General features: G+C 67.9%; 16 protein-coding genes. 14 read left to right on the top strand and 2 right to left on the bottom strand.

The features are described 5' to 3' along the window. Positions 1 to 100: 100 nt before the first annotated feature. Positions 101 to 1,246 (bottom strand): tetratricopeptide repeat protein, encoded by a 1,146-nt coding sequence (locus ACUJ46_RS11380; RefSeq protein WP_445390612.1) that lies wholly within the window; start codon positions 1,244 to 1,246, stop codon positions 101 to 103. A gap of 245 nt (positions 1,247 to 1,491) precedes the next feature. On the opposite strand from ACUJ46_RS11380, the gene fabD reads away from it, so the two are divergent. The 10 genes from fabD (at position 1,492) to ACUJ46_RS11330 (ending at position 12,332) form a co-directional block, all read left to right on the top strand. Continuing rightward, positions 1,492 to 2,442 (top strand): ACP S-malonyltransferase, encoded by a 951-nt coding sequence (gene fabD / locus ACUJ46_RS11375; RefSeq protein WP_445390611.1) that lies wholly within the window; start codon positions 1,492 to 1,494, stop codon positions 2,440 to 2,442. Between the two features lie 11 nt (positions 2,443 to 2,453). Then, positions 2,454 to 3,188 (top strand): 3-oxoacyl-[acyl-carrier-protein] reductase, encoded by a 735-nt coding sequence (fabG, locus tag ACUJ46_RS11370; RefSeq protein WP_445390610.1) that lies wholly within the window; start codon positions 2,454 to 2,456, stop codon positions 3,186 to 3,188. 181 nt (positions 3,189 to 3,369) lie between these two features. After that, positions 3,370 to 3,606 carry an acyl carrier protein gene (locus ACUJ46_RS11365; RefSeq protein WP_445390609.1) on the top strand — a complete coding sequence of 79 codons (237 nt, stop codon included), beginning with the start codon at positions 3,370 to 3,372 and terminating at the stop codon, positions 3,604 to 3,606. 364 nt (positions 3,607 to 3,970) lie between these two features. After that, positions 3,971 to 5,218 carry a beta-ketoacyl-ACP synthase II gene (gene fabF / locus ACUJ46_RS11360; protein ID WP_445390608.1) on the top strand — a complete coding sequence of 416 codons (1,248 nt, stop codon included), beginning with the start codon at positions 3,971 to 3,973 and terminating at the stop codon, positions 5,216 to 5,218. A gap of 52 nt (positions 5,219 to 5,270) precedes the next feature. Further along, positions 5,271 to 6,230: an endolytic transglycosylase MltG gene (mltG, locus tag ACUJ46_RS11355; RefSeq protein ID WP_445390607.1), complete on the top strand. Its 960-nt coding sequence runs from the start codon at positions 5,271 to 5,273 to the stop codon at positions 6,228 to 6,230. A 45-nt stretch (positions 6,231 to 6,275) separates the two neighbouring features. Then, complete coding sequence (leuC, locus tag ACUJ46_RS11350) at positions 6,276 to 7,691, top strand: 3-isopropylmalate dehydratase large subunit (protein ID WP_445390606.1); 1,416 nt, start codon at positions 6,276 to 6,278, stop codon at positions 7,689 to 7,691. Beyond that, positions 7,691 to 8,605, top strand: a complete 915-nt coding sequence (locus tag ACUJ46_RS11345; protein ID WP_445390605.1) for an ABC transporter ATP-binding protein — start codon at positions 7,691 to 7,693, stop codon at positions 8,603 to 8,605. The genes leuC and ACUJ46_RS11345 overlap by 1 nt, the downstream gene beginning before the upstream one ends. Before the next feature lie 213 nt (positions 8,606 to 8,818). After that, entirely contained in the window at positions 8,819 to 10,432 is a 1,614-nt protein-coding gene (gene nadB / locus ACUJ46_RS11340) for an L-aspartate oxidase (RefSeq protein WP_445390604.1), read from the top strand. Between the two features lie 74 nt (positions 10,433 to 10,506). After that, positions 10,507 to 10,920, top strand: coding sequence for a MerC domain-containing protein (locus ACUJ46_RS11335; RefSeq protein ID WP_445390603.1), 414 nt, complete (start codon positions 10,507 to 10,509; stop codon positions 10,918 to 10,920). A gap of 89 nt (positions 10,921 to 11,009) precedes the next feature. After that, the gene (locus ACUJ46_RS11330; RefSeq protein WP_445390602.1) at positions 11,010 to 12,332 is read left to right on the top strand and encodes an amidohydrolase family protein; all 1,323 of its coding nucleotides are present in this window, start codon (positions 11,010 to 11,012) and stop codon (positions 12,330 to 12,332) included. 82 nt (positions 12,333 to 12,414) lie between these two features. Here ACUJ46_RS11330 and trmFO read toward each other — a convergent pair whose 3' ends face one another. Beyond that, the gene (gene trmFO / locus ACUJ46_RS11325) at positions 12,415 to 13,776 is read right to left on the bottom strand and encodes a methylenetetrahydrofolate--tRNA-(uracil(54)-C(5))-methyltransferase (FADH(2)-oxidizing) TrmFO (RefSeq protein ID WP_445390601.1); all 1,362 of its coding nucleotides are present in this window, start codon (positions 13,774 to 13,776) and stop codon (positions 12,415 to 12,417) included. A gap of 79 nt (positions 13,777 to 13,855) precedes the next feature. Between trmFO and ACUJ46_RS11320 the strand changes: the two genes are divergently transcribed. Genes ACUJ46_RS11320 through ACUJ46_RS11305 form a run of 4 tightly spaced genes read left to right on the top strand, consistent with a single transcriptional unit; the run spans position 13,856 to position 21,024 of the window. Then, entirely contained in the window at positions 13,856 to 14,776 is a 921-nt protein-coding gene (locus tag ACUJ46_RS11320) for a sulfite exporter TauE/SafE family protein (RefSeq protein ID WP_445390600.1), read from the top strand. Next, positions 14,773 to 15,534: a TIGR02186 family protein gene (locus tag ACUJ46_RS11315; protein WP_445390599.1), complete on the top strand. Its 762-nt coding sequence runs from the start codon at positions 14,773 to 14,775 to the stop codon at positions 15,532 to 15,534. Before ACUJ46_RS11320 ends, ACUJ46_RS11315 begins: the two co-directional genes overlap by 4 nt. A gap of 58 nt (positions 15,535 to 15,592) precedes the next feature. Beyond that, positions 15,593 to 18,166 carry an aminopeptidase N gene (gene pepN / locus ACUJ46_RS11310; RefSeq protein ID WP_445390598.1) on the top strand — a complete coding sequence of 858 codons (2,574 nt, stop codon included), beginning with the start codon at positions 15,593 to 15,595 and terminating at the stop codon, positions 18,164 to 18,166. Continuing rightward, positions 18,163 to 21,024 (top strand): M16 family metallopeptidase, encoded by a 2,862-nt coding sequence (locus ACUJ46_RS11305; protein WP_445390597.1) that lies wholly within the window; start codon positions 18,163 to 18,165, stop codon positions 21,022 to 21,024. Before pepN ends, ACUJ46_RS11305 begins: the two co-directional genes overlap by 4 nt. The last annotated feature ends 31 nt before the right edge of the window (positions 21,025 to 21,055 follow it).

Below are 21,055 nucleotides of genomic sequence, written 5' to 3'. Positions count from 1 at the left end.
CGGTGGCAGGAAGCGGATTGTCCTGACCGCATGAAAACAGCATGAAAAAAGGCCCGGCGGATTGCGCCGCCGGGCCTTGTTCCTGTCGATCCGCCGGGCCTCAGCCCTTGGTGGTCGTGTAGAGCTGCCAGAGGCCGGCAACCTCGGAAAGCGGGCCTTGCGGCACGGTGCCGAAGGTTGCCCGGGCAGCGGCGACATTGCCGCCGCGAACCTGAGCGATGCCCTTGAAGAGCGCCGCTTCGGCCGGGTTGGAGCCTTTCTGGGCGGTGGTGAAGGCGGCGATCGCCTGCGGATAGAGACCGGCGCCCAGATAGGCGTTGCCGGCGGCAAGGGCCGTTGCCGGGCTCTTCGCCTGGGCCGCGGCCTGAGCCATGGCGGCGGACTGGCGCTTGTCACCCGCGTCGACGAGGCGGGCCGTCATCGCGTCGGTGAGCGAGACGACATTGCTGGCGCCGGCGGCCTTCACCACATCGGAAGCCACGCCCGGCTGGCCGGCAACGATGGCGACCTTGGCGAATTCCTGTACGTCATTGGCGTTGGTGAGCGTGCCCGTCTCGCGCATCAGGTGATAAAGGCCAAGCTTGGCATCACGCGACATCGGCGAGGACTTCATGTCGATCAGCAGCGCCCGCCAGCGGTTCGGCGTCGGGTCGACACGAATCAGCTTCTGGATGGTTGCCAGATAGGCCTTCTTGTCGCCCATCTTGAACTGTGCGCCAGCCAGGTTCTGCAGCACCGTCGGGTTGTTGGGCTGCTTCGCCAGCATCTGCTCGTAGATCTTGGCGGCATCGGCAGCCTTGCCCTGCATCAGGTAGGACTGGGCGATGATCGTCGTCTGGCCCGATTTGCGGGCAGCCGCGATCGCCTTGTCATACTGGCGCGCCTGATAATAGAGCGGCGCCAGCTGGCTGGCCGGAGCGCCGATGCGCTCGAGTTCGGTCGCGGCCTGCGCATATTGGCCGCCACGCGTGTACACATAGGCCGCCATCTGCGCGACCTTCGTGCGCTCGGCACTGGTCTTGGCGGCGGCGCGCGCCGTGTTCACATGGTTCTGTGCAGCCGAGATGTTGCCGGCGCGCGCGGCGGCGGATGCCTGCTGCAGCGGCTTGCCAACGGCCGCCGAAAGCGCCTGGGCGCTCGCGACACCGGCAAGCCCGATGGCTGCGGCGCCGGGCACGCCGGCCATCGGCAGGGCTGCCGCGGCAGCAATGGAAAGAGCAAGGGCGGGGCGAATAACCAGCTTCATCGACGACCTTTCATTCAATTTCGGAAGTTCTGCCATGCCGCCACCATGCCACAGGCTTGATGGCATAAATCTGAACGGCGCGAATTTTCCCTCCTCAGCGTCGGACAAGGCTCATATCCAAAGGCCCGCCGCAAGGGAAGCGCAGGAAAGTTTCAGGCGGCTTCCACACGACGACCTGTTTTGACAGCACGGCACGATGCGCTAGTGGCGGGCCATCAGCAACGGATCAAAAAGCGGGAGTTCAGGTGGGAACAGCCTTCATCTTTCCGGGCCAGGGAAGCCAGGCCGTCGGCATGGGCAAGGCCCTGGCGGATGCCAGCGCCGCAGCACGGCAGACCCTGCAGGAAGTGGACGAGGCGCTCGGCCAGAGCCTGTCGCGCCTGATGTTCGAAGGGCCGGAGGATGCGCTGACGCTGACATCGAACGCCCAGCCGGCGATCATGGCGGCCAGCATCGCGGCGCTTCATGTGCTGGAGCAGGATGGCAACATCCGCCTGGCGGACAAGGCGGCGCTGGTCTCTGGCCACAGCCTCGGCGAATATTCGGCCCTTGCGGCAGCAGGTGTTTTCACCCTTGCCGACACTGCCCGCCTTCTGCGCACGCGCGGCGATGCCATGCAGGCAGCCGTGGCGCCGGGCGAAGGCGCCATGGCGGCCCTGCTAGGCCTTGACCGCGACGCAGTCGAGAAGGTCGTGGCCGATGCGCTGGCGGCCGGGCCGGGCGGCGAGGTCCTCGCCGCCGCCAATGACAATGCGCCGGGTCAGGTGGTGATTTCCGGCCACAAGACGGCCGTCGACCGCGCCATCGATCTGGCGAAGGCGGCCGGCGCGCGCCGGGCAATGCCGCTCGCCGTTTCGGCCCCCTTCCACTGCGCGCTGATGCAGCCGGCGGCGGATGTGATGGCCGAAGCGCTCGGCAGGGCCGCGATGCAGGCGCCGCTGGTGCCGCTCGTCGCCAATGTGACGGCCGCTTCGGTGACCGACGTGGAAAGCATCCGCCGTCTGCTGGTCGAGCAGGTGACGGCGACGGTGCGCTGGCGCGAATCCGTCGAGGCGATGGCCGGCCTCGGCATCACCCGCATGGTCGAGTTCGGCGGCAAGGTTCTGGGGCCGATGGTGAAGCGCATCGCGCCTGACATCGAATGCCTGTCGGTTGCCGGCCCAGCCGACATCGACGCGGTTCTGAAGGCTCTGTGAAGGGAATGGACATGTTCGATCTTTCCGGCAGGACAGCGCTGGTCACGGGCGCGAGTGGCGGCATCGGCGGCGCCATCGCCCGCACGCTGGCGGCACGCGGCGCGAAGCTCGCGCTTTCGGGAACCCGGGCCGACGCCCTGCAGGCGCTGGCGGACGAGCTTGGCGGCGCCGCCGTCCTGCCCTGCCGGCTGGATGTGGCCGAAGAGGTCGAAGGGCTTGTTCCCGCAGCCCTCGAAGCCCTCGGCGGCCTCGACATATTGGTGAACAACGCCGGAATCACCCGCGACGGCCTTGCCATGCGCATGAAGGACGAGGACTGGTCCGCCGTCCTGCGCGTGAATCTCGAGGCGGGCTTCCGGCTCTCGCGCGCGGCGCTGAGGCCGATGATGAAGGCGCGCCATGGCCGCATCATCGCCATCAGCTCGGTCGTCGGCTCGATCGGCAACCCCGGCCAGGCCAATTACGCCGCCGCCAAGGCCGGCCTCGAGGGCATGACCCGCTCGCTCGCCGCCGAAGTCGCCTCGCGTGGGGTGACGGTGAACTGCGTCGCGCCGGGCTTCATCCGCTCGGCGATGACGGACGCCCTCAACGAACAGCAGCAGGCCGCCATGTTCGAGCGCATTCCAGCCGGACGCTTCGGCGACGGCGCGGATGTCGCTGCTGCGGTTCTCTGGCTTGCCAGTGCCGAAGGCGGCTATGTGACTGGCCAGACCATTCATGTGAATGGCGGCATGTACATGGGTTGACTGGGGGGCTGGCACGGCAAATGGCGGCCAGCGCCGGAGAAACGCTGCTCAATATGGAGAAAGCCGGTGCCGGCATGGCTTTGCGCGTCTTGCATGGCGGCGGTGCCGCCGCTAGTGCAGGCGTGAAACTAGGGGCAGCCCCAGATCAAGGGGGCCATGCCCGGACAGAAGGGGTTAGAGCATGAGCGATGTCGCGGATCGTGTGAAGAAGATCGTGGTCGAGCATCTCGGCGTCGAAGCCGAGAAGGTGACCGAGGAAGCCAGCTTCATCGACGACCTGGGGGCGGACAGCCTCGACACTGTCGAGCTGGTGATGGCCTTCGAGGATGAATTCGGCGTGGAAATTCCCGACGATGCCGCCGAGAAGATCCTGACGGTGAAGGACGCCATCGCCTTCATCGCCGCCAGCGGCAAGTAAGGCCACCAGGGGGCGCGGACGGGTTCTGCCCGGCGGCCCCATGCCAGCCCGGCACCAGCCAGCGGCATGAACGGCCCGCGTGGTCACGTGCGCTACGGGCCGGTCCACCGGCGGAATGCTTCATCGGCAGATTTGCCGGACGACAGATATTCCGGGCGGCGGGTATTCCAGGCGGTGGGTATTCCAGGCGGTGGGTATTCCAGGCGGTGGGTATTCCAGGCGGCGGGTATTCCAGGCGGCGGGTATTCCAGGCGGCTCCGGGGCCTTGCGCTTCGGGGCCGCCTTGCTATGCGGTGCGCACGCACCAGAATGAGGGCAGAGATGTGGCCGCGCCTGCCGCGGCCCTGATGGGAAGGAGAGGCGGATGCGCCGCGTTGTCATCACAGGTCTTGGTCTAGTCACGCCGCTGGGCGGCAGCGTCGAGACCACCTGGAAACGGCTTCTGGAAGGTCAGTCCGGCGCCGGGCCGATCACCCACTTCGATGCCAGCGACTATGCCTGCCGCATCGCCTGCGAAGTGAAGCCCGGGGATTTCGACCCGAACCTGCGCGTCGATCACAAGATCCAGCGGCAGGTGGACCCGTTCATCGTGTTCGGCATCGATGCAGCCTCGCAGGCGCTGGAAAGCGCCGGCCTCACCGACATGAGCGAGGAAGACCGGCTTCGCGCCGGCGTGCTCATCGGTTCGGGCATTGGTGGCCTGCCCGGCATCGCCAGCGAATCCATCGTGCTCCACGAACGCGGGCCGCGCCGGGTCAGCCCGCATTTCGTGCATGGCCGCCTCATCAACCTCGTGTCGGGCCAGGTTTCCATCAAATATGGCCTGATGGGTCCGAATCACGCGGTCGTCACCGCCTGCTCGACCGGCGCCCACGCCATCGGCGACGCCGCCCGCCTCATCGCCCTCGATGATGCCGACGTGATGGTTGCCGGCGGCGCCGAAGCCGCCATCTGCCCCATCGGCATTGCCGGCTTCGCCCAGGCGCGCGCCCTGTCCACCGCCTTCAACGACGAACCCGCCCGCGCCAGCCGCCCGTGGGACAAGGCGCGCGACGGCTTCGTGATGGGCGAAGGCGCCGGCTGCGTCGTGCTTGAAGAATATGAGCGCGCGAAAAAGCGCGGCGCCACCATCTATGGCGAAGTGATCGGCTATGGCCTGACCGGCGATGCCTATCATGTGACCGCCCCGCACCCCGAAGGCCGCGGCGCCTACCGCTCCATGGAAATGGCGCTGAAGCGCGCCGGAATCGGCCCCGAAGCCATCCACTATGTGAACGCCCACGGCACCTCCACCCCGATGGGCGACGAACTGGAACTCGGCGCCGTGAAGCGCCTGTTCGGCGACGCCATCAAGGGCGTGTCGATGAGCTCCACCAAATCCGCCATCGGCCATCTTCTGGGTGGCGCCGGCGCGGTGGAGAGCATCTTCACCCTGCTCGCCATGCGCGACCAGATCGTTCCGCCCACGCTCAATCTCGATGATCCGGTGGACGGCGCCGAGGGCGTCGACCTCGTGCCCTGGAAGGCGAAGGAGCGGAAGGTCGAGGCCGTGCTGAACAACAGCTTCGGCTTTGGCGGCACCAACGCCACGGTCATCTTCCGCAAGATCTGATCGCGCCATGGCGGCAGGCTCAGGCGGGCCGGCGACGCCGGCGCGGCGGTGGTTGCTCCTGCTTCCCGCCGCGCTGGTCGCGGTGCTGCTTCTGTCCGGTCTGTGGGCGCTGCAGCAGTGGCGCGCGCCCACGCCGCCCGATGCGCCAGCCATAGAGGTCGAGATCCCGCGCGGGGCCAGCCTCGCCCGCGCGGCGGCCCTGCTGGAAGATGCCGGCGCTGTCAGCGATGCCCGGCTTTTCCGGCTGATGACCCGCCTGTTCGGCGGCGGTCGCGCCATCCAGCATGGTGTCTATGAAGTGCGACCGGGCGAAGGCTGGGGCGCCATTCTCGCGCGCATGCAGCGCGGCGACACGCTGACCGTGCGCGTCACCATTCCCGAGGGCATGCCCAGCATCATGGTGGCCGAACGGCTGAACGCGATGGAACGGCTGGAGGGCATGGTGGAAACACCGGCCGAAGGCAGCATCCTGCCCGCCACCTATGAGGCGAAGGTCGGCGAAAGCCGGGCAGCCGTGATGGCGCGCATGCAGAAGGCCATGGACGCCGAACTCGACCGGCTGTGGGAAAGGCGCACCGCGCGGGCCGTGGTGAAGACGAAGGAAGAAGCTGTCATCCTTGCCTCCATCGTGGAAAAGGAAAGCGGCCTCGCCTCGGAACGGCGACGGATCGCCGGCCTCTACACCAACCGCCTGCGGGCCGGCATGCGGCTGGAAGCCGACCCGACGGTGATCTACCCCGTCACGCGCGGAAAGCCGCTGGGGCGGCGCATCCGGCTTTCGGAACTGCGGGCCGACAATGGCTACAACAGCTATCGCCGCGCAGGCCTGCCGATAGGCCCGATCGCCAACCCCGGCCGCGAAAGCCTCGCCGCCGTGCTCGACCCTGAGCCGAACGACTATCTGTTCATGGTGGCCGATGGCAGCGGCGGCCATGCCTTTGCCCGCACCTATGCCGAGCATCAGGCCAATGTCGCCCGCTGGCGGGCCTTCCGGGCGGAAAAGGGTATCTGACGCTCCGCTTGACCAGCAGGCCGCCACGGGCCTAACGCCCAAGGCATGACAGGAACGCGCACGCTTTACGACAAGATCTGGGACGACCATGTCGTCGCCACCCGCGACGATGGCACCAGCCTGATCTTCATCGACCGCCACCTGATCCACGAGGTCACGACGCCCCAGGCCTTCGATGGCCTGCGCGCCGCCGGGCGCCGCCTGCGCCGTCCTGACCTGACGCTTGCCGTCCCCGATCACAATGTGCCGACGACGGACCGCAGCCTTCCCATCCTCGACCCGGAATCGGCCGCCCAGCTTGCCGCCCTGAAGCGCAACTGCGCCGATTTCGGAGTCGAATATTTCGAGATCGACGCGCCCGAACAGGGCATCGTCCATGTGATCGGGCCGGAACAGGGCTTCACCTTGCCCGGCCTCACCATGGTCTGCGGCGACAGCCACACCTCCACCCACGGCGCCTTCGGCACGCTGGCTTTCGGAATCGGCACGTCGGAGGTGGAGCATGTCTTCGCCACCCAGACGCTGCTCCTGCAGAAAAGCCGGAACCTCGCCGTCAATGTCACCGGCAGCCTCGGCTTTTCCATCACCGCCAAGGACGTGGCGCTCGCCATCATCGGCGCGATCGGCACGGCGGGCGCGACCGGACATGTCATCGAGTTTCGCGGGCCGGTGATCGAGGCCTTGAGCATGGAAGGGCGGATGACGCTCTGCAACATGTCGATCGAGGCGGGCGGCCGCGCCGGTCTCGTCGCGCCCGATGAAAAGACCTTCGCCTATGTCTCCGGCCGGCCGCGCGCACCCAAAGGCGCGATGCTGGAGCAGGCGATCGCCTGGTGGCGGCAGCTGCCGAGCGATGCGGGCGCCCGTTTCGACCGCGAAGTGACGATCGACGGCACGACGATCGCCCCGCTCGTCACCTGGGGCACCAGCCCGGAAGACGTCGTCGCCATCACCGGGGCCGTGCCCTCGCCCGACAGCTTCGCAGACCCGTCCAAGCGCGCCGCGGTTGAGAAATCCCTTGCCTACATGGGCCTCACGCCCGGCACCCGCATCGAGGACGTGCCGGTCGAGAACATCTTCATCGGCAGCTGCACCAACAGCCGCATCGAGGATCTGCGCGCGGCTGCCGCCGTGGTGAAGGGCCGGAAGGTCGCCGGCACGGTCCGTCAGGCGCTGGTGGTGCCGGGATCAGGGCTGGTGAAGCGCCAGGCGGAAGCCGAGGGCCTCGACCGCATCTTCACCGAGGCAGGCTTCCAGTGGCGCGAACCAGGCTGCTCGATGTGCCTGGGCATGAACCCCGACAAGGTGCCCTCCGGGGAACGCTGCGCCTCCACCTCCAACCGCAACTTCGTCGGCCGGCAGGGGCCGGGCGCACGCACGCACCTGATGTCCCCGGCGATGGCGGCGGCGGCAGCCGTCACCGGCCGCCTGACAGACGTGCGGCAGCTGGTTTCAGCCTGATGGACGCCATCCGCCTTCGCGGTCTGCAAAAGACCTATGCGGGCGGCAAGCGCGCGCTCGACGGCATCGACCTGTCGATCCCGCGCGGGTCGATGTTCGGCCTTCTGGGCCCGAACGGTGCGGGCAAGTCCACCCTCATCAACATCCTCGCCGGGCTGGTGGTGAAAACGGGCGGCACGGCCGAAGTCTGGGGCTTCGACATCGACCAGAACCCCCGTAACGCCAAGGCTTCGCTCGGCGTCGTGCCGCAGGAACTTCTGTTCGACGCCTTCTTCACGCCCTACGAGACACTCGAACTTCAGGCCGGCCTGTTCGGTGTGCCGAAAGACCAGCGCCGCTCGATGGAACTGCTGCGCAAGGTGCGGCTGGAAGACAAGGCCCACGCCTATGCCCGCACCCTGTCGGGCGGCATGAAGCGCCGGCTGCTGATCGCCAAGGCCCTTGTCCACAATCCGCCCGTCATCATCCTCGACGAGCCGACGGCCGGTGTCGACATCGAGCTTCGCCAGATGCTCTGGAGCTATGTGCGCGAACTGCACGCCAATGGCACCACGGTCGTGCTGACCACCCATTATCTCGAAGAAGCCGAGGAGCTTTGCGACCGCATCGCAATCGTGAACCACGGCCGCATCGTGGCGGATACCGACAAGCAGACCCTGCTGTCGCAGGCGCGCGAGAAGCGCGTGGTGGTTGCCCTGGAGACGGACCTTGCCGAAGCGCCGGTCATCGAAGGCGCGACACGGGTCGACCTGCTCGACAGCCGCCGGCTCGACATCCTCTACGACAAGAGCCGGATCCAGGCCGGCGCCATCCTCACGCGGCTGCAGGCCATGGGCCTGAGCGTCGTCGACGTGACGACACGCGAAGCCGATCTGGAGGATGTGTTCCTGGAACTGACGGGCGGCCAGGGCTGAAGCGCTCTTGACCGCACCGGCTTGCCGGGCGCGAGGGGCTGGCCGGTTTCATCAGGCTGGCCGCTTTCATCAGGCTGGACAGGGGCACCCGATCCCGACAAGCTGAACCGCGATGCCCATGGCATCGTGACAGAAGCGCCTGATGGCCGGAAGGAAAAGCGATGACAGTCCTTTCGCCTTTACGCCATTTACCGACGAGGAGCAGCACCGCCCATGCATGACAACCCGATCGAAGCCGATGTCGTCATCATCGGGTCGGGGGCGGCCGGGCTGACAGCGGCGCTCCATCTGGCCGGGGGCGGTCTCAAGGTCCTGGTGCTGTCGAAGTCCGACATCTCCGCCGGCTCCACCGCCTGGGCACAGGGCGGCATCGCCGCCGTGCTCGACGAGGGCGACACCTTCGAAAGCCACATCGAGGATACGATGGTGGCCGGCGCCGGTCTCAACGATCGCCGAACGGTCGAGTTCGTGGTGGAAAATGCGCCGGAAGCCATCGAACGGCTGGCCAGGCTGGGCGTGCCATTCAACCCGGGCGAAACCGTCTCCGAACGCTGGCACCTCACCCGAGAAGGCGGCCATTCCGCCCGCCGCATCGTCCATGTGGACGACGCGACCGGCTGGGCGGTGCAGAAGGCGCTGGAGCGCGCGGCGCTGTCCACGCCGGGCATCCGCTTCCTGCCCGACCATGTGGCCGTAGACATAATTACCGAACGCCATGCCGAGGGGCGCGGCTTTTCAGCGCGCCGGGCCATGGGCCTCTATGCGCTGGACCGGGCAAGCGGCCATGTTCGCCGGCTCGTGGGGCGGGCCGTCATTCTGGCGACGGGCGGCGCATCGCGCGTCTACCGCTTCTCCACCAACCCCGACGGTTCCACCGGAGACGGCATCGCCATGGCCTGGCGCGCAGGCTGCCGTGTCTCCAACATGGAGTTCAACCAGTTCCACCCCACCTGCCTCTACCATCCGCAGGTGAAGAATTTCCTCATCACCGAAGCCATGCGCGGCGAAGGCGGCATCCTGCGCCTTCCCGATGGCGAAGCCTTCATGGAGCGCTATGACAGCCGCCGCGAACTCGCCCCGCGCGATGTCGTGGCCCGCGCCATCGACGCCGAGATGAAGCGCCTCGGCCTGCCCCATGTCCTGCTCGACATGACCCACCTCGAACCCGGCTTCGTGGAGCAGCATTTCCCCACCATCGTGAAACGGCTGTCCGAACTCGGGGTCGATGCCACCCGCCAGCCCATCCCGGTCGTGCCGGCCGCACATTATACCTGTGGCGGCGTCTTGGTGGACCTGCATGGCCGCACCGACCTCGCCGGGCTCTATGCCATCGGCGAAGTCACCCAGTCGGGCCTGCATGGGGCCAACCGCATGGCATCGAACAGCCTGCTGGAATGCCTTGTCTTCGGCGCTTCGGCGGCGGACGATATCCTCTCTTCCTTTGCCGATACGCCGCCGCCGGCCCCCATCCGCCCGTGGGACGAAAGCCGCGTCACCTCCTCCGACGAGGAGGTCGTGGTGTCCCACAACTGGGACGAACTGCGCCGCTTCATGTGGGACTATGTCGGCATCGTGCGCACCAACCGCCGCCTCGAGCGCGCCGCCCACCGGGTTGCGCTGCTGCGGCAGGAAATCGCGGATTATTACGGCGAATTCCGCGTCACGCCCGATCTTCTGGAGCTGCGCAACCTGGTGGAAGTGGCTGACCTCATCGTGCGATCCGCGCGCGAGCGCAAGGAATCGCGCGGGCTGCACTTCACCAGCGACTATCCCGAAACCCTGGCCGAACCGCGCGACACCATCCTCTATCCAAGCCTCGGCGGCTGATAGCCGGGACGGCTTGACCGGCCGGGCATGTGATATTATCTCATCTCCCGGTGTTGAGGAGAGATTCGATTTCCATGCCCGGCAAGCACAGGATCGGCGAGGACGGCACGCGCGGCCTGATTCCGGATGGCCTTGCCGCGGCCCTGTCCAGCCTGTGCCTCCTGCACTGCCTGCTGATGCCCCTGGGCGTCGGCCTGCTGCCACTGTTCGCCGGCCTTTCGGCCGATGCGCTGGAAGGCCCTGAATGGCTGCACTGGGCGCTGCTGCTCATGGCGCTGCCCTTTTCCATTCATGCGCTGTGGAAGGGGCTTGAAAACCATGGCCGCCCCGCCCCCGCCCGCATGGCGGCGCTGGGCTTCACCCTGATGGCAGCCGGCGCCCTCGCCCATGGGCATCACCTGCTGGAACAGCTGCTGACCGTGGGCGGCGGCCTGATGATCGCCTGGGCCCACTGGCGCAACTGGAAGCTGCGCGCCGCCCTTTCCTGAGGCCCGCTATCCGGAGCGTCGGCCCCTTCCGGCCCGCTTGCCAGCCTGTCATGAGCAGCTAGTGTCTTCCCCACGAAGGAGACACGCCGATGCGCACCGCGATTGCAGCCCTTGCCGCCCTTTCATTCCCTGCCCTGTCTTTTGCAGCCCTCATGGCTGCACCCGCTAGCGCCGCACCGGCTTCGGCCATCGTCATCCAGGCGGACCGGGTCCTTGCCGAGCCGGGGAAAGCGCCGCTTGGGCCGACTTCCATCCTCATCGAGAATGGCAGGATCGCGGCGCTGCTTCCGGGCCGTCAGGCGCCTGCCGGAGCGAAAATCATCGATCTGGGCACGCGCTTCATCCTGCCCGGCCTGATCGACAGCCACGTGCACCTCGATTCGGATGCGGGTGGCGAGGCAGCCCTGATCGAAGGCGTGACGGCATCGCCCGGGCTCGATGCGCTGCGCGCCCAGTGGAACGGCATGAAGACACTGATGGCCGGCTTCACCACCGTGCGGAATCTCGGGGATGGCAGCGGCGCCACCCTCGCCCTGCGCGAAGCGATCGAGGCCGGCTGGGTGCAGGGGCCGCGTATCGTCGATTCGGGGCGCTCGATTTCCGTAACCTCAGGCCACATGGATTCGACCCTGAGCCTCGGTGAACAGCTTCACCACGCCATCGATCAGGACAATCTTTGCAACGGCCCGGCCCAGTGCCGCGAGGCGGTTCGGCGGCAGGTTCGGCGCGGGGTGGACGTGATCAAGATCGCGACGACGGGCGGGGTCAACAGCCGGACCGGCGCGGGCCTCGGCCAGCAGATGTTCGAGGATGAAGCGCGCGCGGTGGTCGAAACTGCGCACCTCCACGGCAAGAAGGTGGCCGTGCATGCCCATGGAACGGGCGGTATCAATGTCGCGCTGGCGGCAGGTGCGGATTCCATCGAGCATGGCACCATGCCGGATGACGAGACGATCCGGCTGTTCCGCAAATCCGGCGCCTTCTACGTACCGACCCTGAGCACCGTGAACGGCTATCGCGAGCGGCTGGCGGCCAACCCGGACGCCTATCCGCCCGCCGTGCTGGAAAAGGTGAAATGGCGCCTCGAGATCACCGGCAAGTCGCTGCGCAAGGCAGTGCCCGCCGGCGTGCGGATCGCGTTCGGAACGGATGCCGGGGTTTCGAAGCATGGCCGCAACGCCGACGAATTCGAACTGATGGTCGAGCATGGCATGACGCCCGCCATGGCAATCCACGCCGCCACGATCAACGCCGCCGAGCTTCTTGGCCTGAAGGATATGGCGGGCGCCCTGCGGCCCGGCATGCATGCCGACATCATCGCCGTCTCGGGCGACCCGCTGGCGGATATCCGGGCGCTGAAGACGGTCGACTTCGTGATGAAGGGCGGCGACGTCATCAAGCCGGCGCCGTGAGGGCGGACAGAGGGCCAGCCGCCGTCAGGCGGCGCGCCCCTATTCGCCGCCGTCAGGCGGCGCCCCCTCCTGTCAGCCGCCGTCAGGCGGCGGCGGGCACCCCCTCCGCCCGCAGCCAGGCCTGGTGCGCGGCGCGGGCGCGAGCGCTGAGCGCCGCCTTGCGCTCCCGCCCCTTCTTCACCCCCTCGATGGACGGGAACAGCCCGAAGTTCACGTTCATGGGCTGGAAGCTTTCGGCCATGGCGGCCCCGGTGATATGGGCCAGTAGCGCGCCCATGGCCGTATCGGCAGGCGGCGGCGCCACGGCCCGCCCGGCGCGGCGGGCGGCCATGAAATGGCCGGCCATCAGCCCGACGGCCGCCGATTCGACATAGCCCTCACAGCCGGTGATCTGGCCGGCGAAGCTGATGCGCGGGTCCGCCTTCAGCCTGAGGCCCGAATCGAGCAGCACGGGCGAGCGGATGAAGCTGTTGCGGTGAAGCCCGCCGAGGCGGGCGAACTCGGCCCCCTCGAGGCCGGGAATGGTGCGGAAGATGCGGACCTGTTCGCCATGCTTCAGCTTGGTCTGGAAGCCGACCATGTTCATCAACGTGCCCGACGCATTGTCCTGCCGCAGCTGCACCACCGCCCACGGCCTGCGCCCGGTGCGCGGGTCGCGAAGGCCCACGGGCTTCATCGGGCCATAGCGCAGCGTGTCCAGCCCGCGCGCGGCCATCACCTCGATAGGCATGCAGCCGTCGAAATAGGGTGTGTCGCGCTCCCACTCGCGGAACTCGGCCTTTTCGCCGCTGTTCAGCGCCTCGACGAAGGCCAGATACTGCGCCTTGTCCAGCGGGCAGTTGACATAGTCGCCCTCGCCGGGCGCATGCAGGCTGCCGTCGCCGGCCTTGTCATAGCGGGATTGCCGCCACGCAACCGACATGTTGATGCTGTCGGTGTGGACGATGGGGGCGATGGCGTCGAAGAAGGCCAGATGCGCCTCCCCCGTCAGCCCCTGGATGAAGCGGGCGAGCGGCTCCGAAGTGAGGGGGCCGGTGGCGATCAGCACATCGGGCCAGTCGGGCGATGGCGCCGTCACTTCCTCGCGCCGGATCTCGACCAGCGGGTGCGCTTCCAGCGCGCCGGTCACGGCGCGCGCGAAAATGTCGCGATCGACCGCCAGCGCCGATCCGGCCGGCACGCGGGCGCCATCGGCTGCCCGCATCACGAGCGAATCCATCGCCCGCATCTCGGCATGCAGAAGCCCGACGGCATTGTAATCGGCATCATCCGAGCGGAAGCTGTTGGAGCAGACCAGCTCGGCCAGCCGGTCGGTCTGGTGGGCGGGCGTCATGCGGCCGCCGCGCATTTCATGCAGCACGACAGGAACGCCGCGGGAAGCAAGCTGCCAGGCGGCTTCGGAACCGGCGAGGCCGCCGCCGATGATGTGAACGGGGTTTGTCATGCCGCCATCCTTGCCCAATCCCGACCCTTTGGCGCAAGCCGCCTTCACCCGCGGCAAAAGCGGCTCTAAGGACAGGGGCGTGGACCTCTATCTTCCAATCGCCGAAATGTCGGTCAACGCCCTGGTCATCATCGGCCTGGGCGGGCTTGTCGGCTTTCTGTCCGGCATGTTCGGGGTAGGCGGCGGCTTTCTCACCACGCCGCTCCTCATCTTCTACGGCATTCCGCCGGCAATCGCAGTCGCCTCCTCGGCGACGCAAGTCACCGGCTCCAGCGTTTCGGGCGCAATCAGCTACTACCGGCGCGGGCAGGTGGATGTGCGCATGGGGCTGGTGCTGGCGGCAGGCGGCTTCATAGGCTCGGTCATCGGCTCATTCATCTTCCGCTGGCTGAAATCGCTGGGCCAGGTCGATATCACCATCGGCATCGTCTATGTCGTCTTCCTCGGAACGGTGGGCGGGCTGATGCTGAAGGAATCGATCGGCACGCTTCTGCGGCAGAGGGCCGGGCAGGCCCCTTCCGGCAGGACCCGCCGCCATCATCCGCTGGTGGCGGCTCTTCCCATGCGCATGCGCTTTCCCAGTTCGGGCATCTACATATCGCCGCTCGCGCCGCTTCTCGTGGGGGCCTTCGTCGGCATCCTCACCGTCATCATGGGGGTGGGGGGCGGCTTCATCATGGTGCCCGCCATGCTCTACATCCTCGGCATGGCGGCCGGCTCCGTTGTCGGCACCAGCCTGTTCCAGATCGTGTTCGTGACAGCCGTCGCCACGATGCTGCACGCCAGCCAGTCCCAGACGGTCGACATATTGCTGGCCGCACTGCTGCTGGTGGGCGGTGTCGTCGGCGCGCAGTTCGGAACCCGCGCGGCGCAGAAACTGCCGCCGGAACGGCTGCGCCTGTTCCTTGCGCTGCTCGTCGTGGCGGTCGCCATCCGCCTCGCCATCGGCCTTACCTGGACACCGGCCGAGCTCTTCTCCATCCAGACGGCGCTGTCATGAAGCGGCTTGCCGCTCTTTTCCTCATGTTCCTGTCGCTCCCCGCTGTGGCGCAGCCGCGCCTCGTGACCGACATTTCGCAGAGCCGGATCGACATTTCCTACCGCTTCGCCGGCGCCGAACTGCTGATCTTCGGCGCCATCCAGCATCCCGGCGGCCGCACCCCGCGCGCGCCGCCCGGAATCGCCGTGGTGCTGCGCGGCCCGGCCGAACCGATCACCGTGCGGAAAAAGGCACGGGTTGCCGGGATCTGGGTGAACACCGAGGCCCTGCGCTTCGAAAGCACGCCCGGCTTCTACGCCGTTGCCACGACAAGGCCGGTCCGCGACCTGCTGGACGAGCGCAACGCCGCCATCCATGAAATCGGTCTCAGGCACCTGCAGCTTTCCCCGGCGACAGCGGCCGACCCTGAAACCACGCGCAGCTTCCAGGACGGGCTGATCGGCCTCAGGGCGCGCGAGGGCCTGTTCGTGGAACAGCCGCATGGCGTGCAGGTGACGGACAATGTGCTCTACCGCGCCCGCATCCCCATCCCCTCGGCGGTGCCGGTGGGCAATTACCAGGCGGAAATCTACCTGATCGAGGATGGCGCGGTGCGCGCGCGCTCGACCGCGCCCGTCATCATCGACAAATCCGGTTTCGAGCGCGGCGTCTATGTCTTCGCGCATGAACACAGCCTGCTCTACGGGCTTTCGGCGGTGGCGATCGCCATGCTGCTGGGCTGGCTGGCCGGAACGATCGGCCGCCGCACCGCGACCTGAGCGCGCTGCCGCTCACGCGCTGTTGCGTGCAGGCGCGGGGCTGCCTAGCGTATCGGCCATGCAGTCACCCGCTTTCCTTCCGCCCGTGAAACGCCTTTCGGATTACCGCGCGCCGGAATGGCGCGTCCCGCACATCGGCCTCGTCTTCGAGCTCGACCCGGCACGGACCATCGTGCGCGCCCGCCTTTCGGTCGAGCGCAACGGCGACCACCAGGCCCCGCTCAGGCTGGACGGCGAAGAGCTGGAGCTTCTCGAACTGGCGATCGACGGCGCCGTGCAGCCCCTGCCGAACCCCGGCGCGGACGGCCTCGTCATCGATCTTCCCGACGGCCACCATTTGGTCGAGACGGTGGTTGCCATCCGCCAGGAGGCCAACAGCCGGCTGATGGGCCTCTATGCCTCGGGCGGAAAGCTCTGCACCCAGTGCGAGGCCGAAGGTTTCCGGCGCATCACCTTCTTCCCCGACCGCCCTGACGTGCTAAGCCGCTATCATGTGCGGCTGGAAGCCGATGCCGGGCGCTTTCCGGTGCTGCTGTCGAACGGCAACCCGGCCGGGCGCGGCGAGCTTCCGGGCGGCCGCCACTTTGCCGAATGGGATGATCCCTTCCCCAAGCCCGGCTATCTGTTCGCGCTGGTGGCCGGCGATCTCGCCGCGCTGGAAGACAGTTTCACCACCCGCTCGGGGCGCAAGGTTGCGCTTTCCATCTGGGTGGGCGCGGCCGATGTGCCGCGCTGCCGCCACGCGATGGAAAGCCTGAAGGCAGCCATGGCCTGGGACGAGGCGGCCTATGGCCGGGAATATGACCTTGATGTCTTCAACATCGTGGCCGTCCATGATTTCAATTTCGGCGCGATGGAGAACAAGGGCCTCAACATCTTCAACGCCAAATATGTGCTGGCAGACCCGGACACCGCGACCGACTGGGATTTCGACGCCATCGCCGCCATCGTCGGACATGAATATTTCCATAACTGGTCAGGCAATCGCGTCACCTGCCGGGACTGGTTCCAGCTATCCCTGAAGGAAGGCTTCACCGTCTTCCGCGACCAGCAATTCTCCGCCGCGCTCGGTTCCCCGGCGGTGAAGCGGATCGAAGGCGTGCGCGCGCTGCGCGCCAGCCAGTTCCCCGAAGACGCAGGGCCGCTTTCCCATCCGGTCAGGCCCGATCACTATCTCGAAATCTCGAATTTCTACACCGCCACCGTCTATGACAAGGGGGCGGAACTGATCCGCATGATGGCCGGGCGTCTCGGCCCGGACCGGTTCCGCGCCGCCTGCGACCGCTATTTCGCCGACAATGACGGCAAGGCCGCCACCGTCGAGGATTTCCTTGCCGCCATGCAGGCCGAAGGGCTGGAAGCCCCGCTGTTCGCGCGCTGGTACGAGCAGGCGGGCACGCCACATGTTGCAGTGGAGGCGCGGCATGAGCCCGGCGCCGCGCGGCTCGAGCTGCTGATCCGCCAGTCGAACCCGCGCGCGGCAGACGCGCCGCCCCTGCCCATTCCCTTTCCCTTTGCCCTGTTCGCGCCCGACGGGCGCAAGCTGGCCGAAGAGCCGGCGCTGCTTCTCACCGAGCGCGAAACCCGGCTGTCGATCGATGGCGTGGGCGAGCCGCCCATCCTTTCGCTCAACCGCGGCTTCGCGGCCCCGGTCATCACCCGGCCGGCCCCCGGGCGCGCGGCGCTGTCCGTGCTTGCTGCCCATGAGGATGACAGCTTTGCCCGCTACGAGGCGATGCAGCAGCTCATGCTTTCGGCGCTGACGGATTCGGTGGTGCGGGGTTCTGCCGAAGGCGTCGAGGATGTGGCACGCGCCATGACGGCCGCGCTCGGCCAGTGGCGGGACGACCCGGCACTCGTCGCCGAAACCATCCTGCTGCCCGCCGAATCCCTCATCGGCGACCAGATGCCCGAAGTGGACCCGGAAGCGATCCACGCCGCGCGCGAAGGGCTGCGCCGCGCGCTCTTCGCCCGCCTCGGCGACCAGCTGTGGGACATATGGCACAGCTGCGACACTGACGGGCGTGACCTCTCCCCCCAGGCCAAGGGCCTGCGGCGGCTGAAGGGCATTGCGCTCGGCCTGCTGCTGGCAACCGACGATCATGAAGCAACCGCCGCCGCCTTCCTGCAATATGCAGACGCCAGCTCGATGACGGACCGCATGTCGGCGCTCACTGCGCTCAGCCATGGCAATGCAATCGAGCGGGTCGAGGTGCTAAAGCTTTTCCACGACCGCTATCGCGGCCTGCCCGAAGTGCTCGACAAATGGTTCCTGGTGCAGGCCGCCTCCACCCGGCCCGACACGCGCCGCGTCGTCGAGCATCTGGCAGGCCACCCCGCCTTCGACCCGCGCAACCCCAACCGGCTCAGGGCGCTGGTGCTGGGCTTCGGCATGAACCAGGCCCGCTTCCACGACCGCGAGGGCGCCGGCTACGCGCTGCTCGCCCGGCATGTGCTTGCAACCGACAGGCTGAATCCGCAGTCCGCCGCCCGGCTGGTACAGCCGCTGACGCGGTGGCGGCGCTTCGCCGCGCCCTGGGGGCCGCTGATGCGGGCCGAACTGGCGCGCATCGGGTCCGCGCCGGATCTTTCGCGCGATCTCACCGAAGTCGTGCAGGCGGGGCTGGCATGATCGGTCGCATCGCCACAGCCCTTCTTCTTGCCCTGGCGCTGCCGGCGGCTGTTCAGGCCCAGACAACGGCCCGGGCGCCGGCCACCACGGCTGAGGCAGGCCTTGCAGCGCCCGCCCCCATCGCGGCGCTCGTCAAGGGCGTCGACATTCCGTTCGAGCGCTTCACCCTGCCCAACGGCCTCGATGTTGTCGTCCACACCGACCGGAAGGCGCCCGTCGTCCATGTCGGGGTCTGGTATGCCGTCGGCTCGGTGGACGAACCGGCCGGCCGCTCCGGCTTTGCCCATCTCTTTGAACATCTGATGTTCTACGGATCGGCCCACCACCCGGATGATCATTTCAAGCCGCTGGAGGCGATCGGCGCGACCGATTTCAACGGCACCACCAGCTTCGACCGCACCAACTATTTCCAGACTGTGCCGACCCCGGCACTCGATCTGGCGCTGTTCCTCGAATCCGACCGCATGGGCTGGCTGCTGCCGGCGCTGACGCAGGAAAAGCTCGACGCCCAGCGCAAGGTGGTGCTGAACGAGAAGCGCCAGGGCGACAACCAGCCGGGCGGGCTGGTCTATTACCATCTGCTGTCGGCCCTGTTCCCGCCGCATCACCCGATGAGCCTGTCCACCATCGGCACCGAGGCCGATCTCGCCGCCGCGACGCTGGACGATGCCCGCGACTGGTTCCGCGATCACTACGGCCCCAACAATGCCGTTCTGGTTCTGGCCGGCGACATCGACGCCGGAACAGCCCGGCCAATGGTGGAACGCTGGTTTGGCCAGATCCCGGCTGGCCCCGTTCCGGGCCGCTTTGCGGCTCCCTTGCCGCAACGGCGGGAAACGACGCGCGCCGTCATGCACGACAAGGTGGCGGCCCCACGTATCTCGCGTTTCTGGGCGGTGCCCGGCCGCGGCACGGCCGATGCCGTCAATCTCGAAATCGCCATCGCGATCCTCGCCAGCGGCCCGACCTCCCGGCTGGATGATGCCCTTGTGCGCCGGGAACGGCTGGCCGTAGGAGTCGGCGGCTCGCTATCGGCGCAGAAACTCGCCGGAATCGCCAGCCTGTCGGCCGAAGCAGCCCCCGGCATCGATCCGGCAAAGGTCGAGGCGCGGATAGACCAGATTCTCGCCCGCTTCCTCGCCGACGGCCCCACGGCCGACGAAGTGGAGCGTGTGGCCATGCGCGCCGTATCCGGCACCATCCGCGGGCTGGAAAAGGTGGGCGGCTTCGGCGGCAAGGGCGTGGCGCTTGCCGAAGGGCAGCTTTACGCCGGCGACCCGGCCGACTGGAAACGCGAGCTGGCGCTGTTTGCCGAAGCGACGCCCGAAAGCGTGCGCGATGCGGCACGGCGCTGGCTGGCGCGCGGCGATCACCGGCTGACCCTTCTGCCCGGCGAGCGCCAGCCCAGGGACTTTACCCCGCCGCCCGCCATCCGCACCCTGGCCGTGCCGCCCCGGCCTGCCTCGCCCGGACAGACGGTGGGCGAGGCCGCAGACCGCACGCGGGGCCTGCCCGAAGCCGGCCCTGCCACCCGTTTCAGCCTGCCTGCCATCACGCGGGCGCGGCTATCCAACGGGCTGGAAGTGGTGCACGCCCGCCGCGACAGCGTGCCAGTCGTCCGCATGGCGCTGAGCTTTCCGGTCGGCGTTGCGGGCGATTCGCGCGAAAAGCCCGGCACCCAGCGGATGATGCTCGCACTGATCGACGAAGGAACCGACGGCCGCCTCGGCCGGCTGGACGGGCCGGCGATCGCCCGGCTTTCGGAAAGGCTGGGCGCCAGCATCGGCAATGGCACAACGCTCGACCGCACGCGCATCACGCTCAATGCGCTGTCGGCCAATCTGCCGCAATCCGTGCGCCTCTTCGCCGACATCGCGCGCCACCCGCTTTTCCCCGAGGATCAGATGGAACGCGTTCGCACCCAGGCGCTTGCCGCGCTGAAGCGGGAAGCGACCGACCCGAACGGCCTTGCCATGCGCGCCCTGCCGGCCCGGCTCTACGGGCCGGCGCACCCTTATGGCGCAAGCTTCAGCGGCTCGGGCACGCAAGCCGGGCTGGCGGCCATCACCCGCGGGGATATCGCGGCCTTCCACCGGCAGCTCGACCCGGCCGAAGCAAGCCTCATCGTGGTCGGCGATGTCGGGCTCGATACGCTGATGCCGCTGCTGGAGGAGAATTTCGGGGACTGGCAGGCGGAAGACCCCGCCCGTGGCACGGCAGCACCTGCACCGGCGCCGGCGGCTGCCGGCCGCATCCTGCTGATCGACCGGCCGGATTCGCCGCAATCGCTGATCGTGGCGGCTGCCCCGGCCAGCCTCACCGGGCGGGATGACATAGTGGCCGCAAACCTTGCCAACGACATCTTTGGCGGCCTCGCCTCGTCCCGGCTGAACCAGGAGCTGCGCGAAAGGCGCAACTGGTCCTATGGCGCATGGTCGAGCCTGCTGCCCACGCGCGAGGCCATGCCCTTCCTGATGACGGCGCCCGTGGAAACCGCCGCCACCGGCAGCAGCATCGCCGCCATGCGCGACCTGCTCGCGGCCTTTCAGGGCGATGCCCCGCCCACGCCCGGGGAAATCGCCCGCGCCCGCGCCAATCTCGTCCGCTCGCTTCCCGGCGACTTCGAGACCGGCGGCGCGCTCCTGTCCTCGCTGGAGCGCAACATCAACCTCGGGCGGGCGGACGATTATCTCGAAACCCTGCCGGAAAGGCTGATGGCCCTGCCGGATGCCGCCGTCGCTTCGGCCCCGCTGCCACGGCTCGGGGATCTGACATGGATCGTCGTGGGGGACAGGCGCCTCGTGGAACCGCAGCTGAAGGAACTGGGCCTGCCGGTAGAACATCAGGCCCCGGAATGAGGATGCCCCACAGAAGAACGGGGTGACGCCC

It is taken from the genome of Sandaracinobacteroides sp. A072 (assembly GCF_052616365.1).
The sequence above is the reverse complement of the archived record's forward strand: the minus strand, read 5'-3'. Positions and strand labels throughout refer to the sequence as shown.

Excerpts from the sequence above, each read along its gene's own strand:
- ACUJ46_RS11330 (WP_445390602.1), top strand. The coding sequence starts at position 11,010 with ATGCGCACCGCGATTGCAGCCCTTGCCGCCCTTTCATTCCCTGCCCTG.
- fabF (WP_445390608.1), top strand. The coding sequence starts at position 3,971 with ATGCGCCGCGTTGTCATCACAGGTCTTGGTCTAGTCACGCCGCTGGGC.
- pepN (WP_445390598.1), top strand. The coding sequence starts at position 15,593 with ATGCAGTCACCCGCTTTCCTTCCGCCCGTGAAACGCCTTTCGGATTAC.
- nadB (WP_445390604.1), top strand. The coding sequence starts at position 8,819 with ATGCATGACAACCCGATCGAAGCCGATGTCGTCATCATCGGGTCGGGG.
- leuC (WP_445390606.1), top strand. The coding sequence starts at position 6,276 with ATGACAGGAACGCGCACGCTTTACGACAAGATCTGGGACGACCATGTC.
- ACUJ46_RS11315 (WP_445390599.1), top strand. The coding sequence starts at position 14,773 with ATGAAGCGGCTTGCCGCTCTTTTCCTCATGTTCCTGTCGCTCCCCGCT.
- ACUJ46_RS11335 (WP_445390603.1), top strand. The coding sequence starts at position 10,507 with ATGCCCGGCAAGCACAGGATCGGCGAGGACGGCACGCGCGGCCTGATT.
- fabG (WP_445390610.1), top strand. The coding sequence starts at position 2,454 with ATGTTCGATCTTTCCGGCAGGACAGCGCTGGTCACGGGCGCGAGTGGC.
- ACUJ46_RS11365 (WP_445390609.1), top strand. The coding sequence starts at position 3,370 with ATGAGCGATGTCGCGGATCGTGTGAAGAAGATCGTGGTCGAGCATCTC.
- ACUJ46_RS11345 (WP_445390605.1), top strand. The coding sequence starts at position 7,691 with ATGGACGCCATCCGCCTTCGCGGTCTGCAAAAGACCTATGCGGGCGGC.
- ACUJ46_RS11305 (WP_445390597.1), top strand. The coding sequence starts at position 18,163 with ATGATCGGTCGCATCGCCACAGCCCTTCTTCTTGCCCTGGCGCTGCCG.
- ACUJ46_RS11380 (WP_445390612.1), bottom strand. The coding sequence starts at position 1,246 with ATGAAGCTGGTTATTCGCCCCGCCCTTGCTCTTTCCATTGCTGCCGCG.
- trmFO (WP_445390601.1), bottom strand. The coding sequence starts at position 13,776 with ATGACAAACCCCGTTCACATCATCGGCGGCGGCCTCGCCGGTTCCGAA.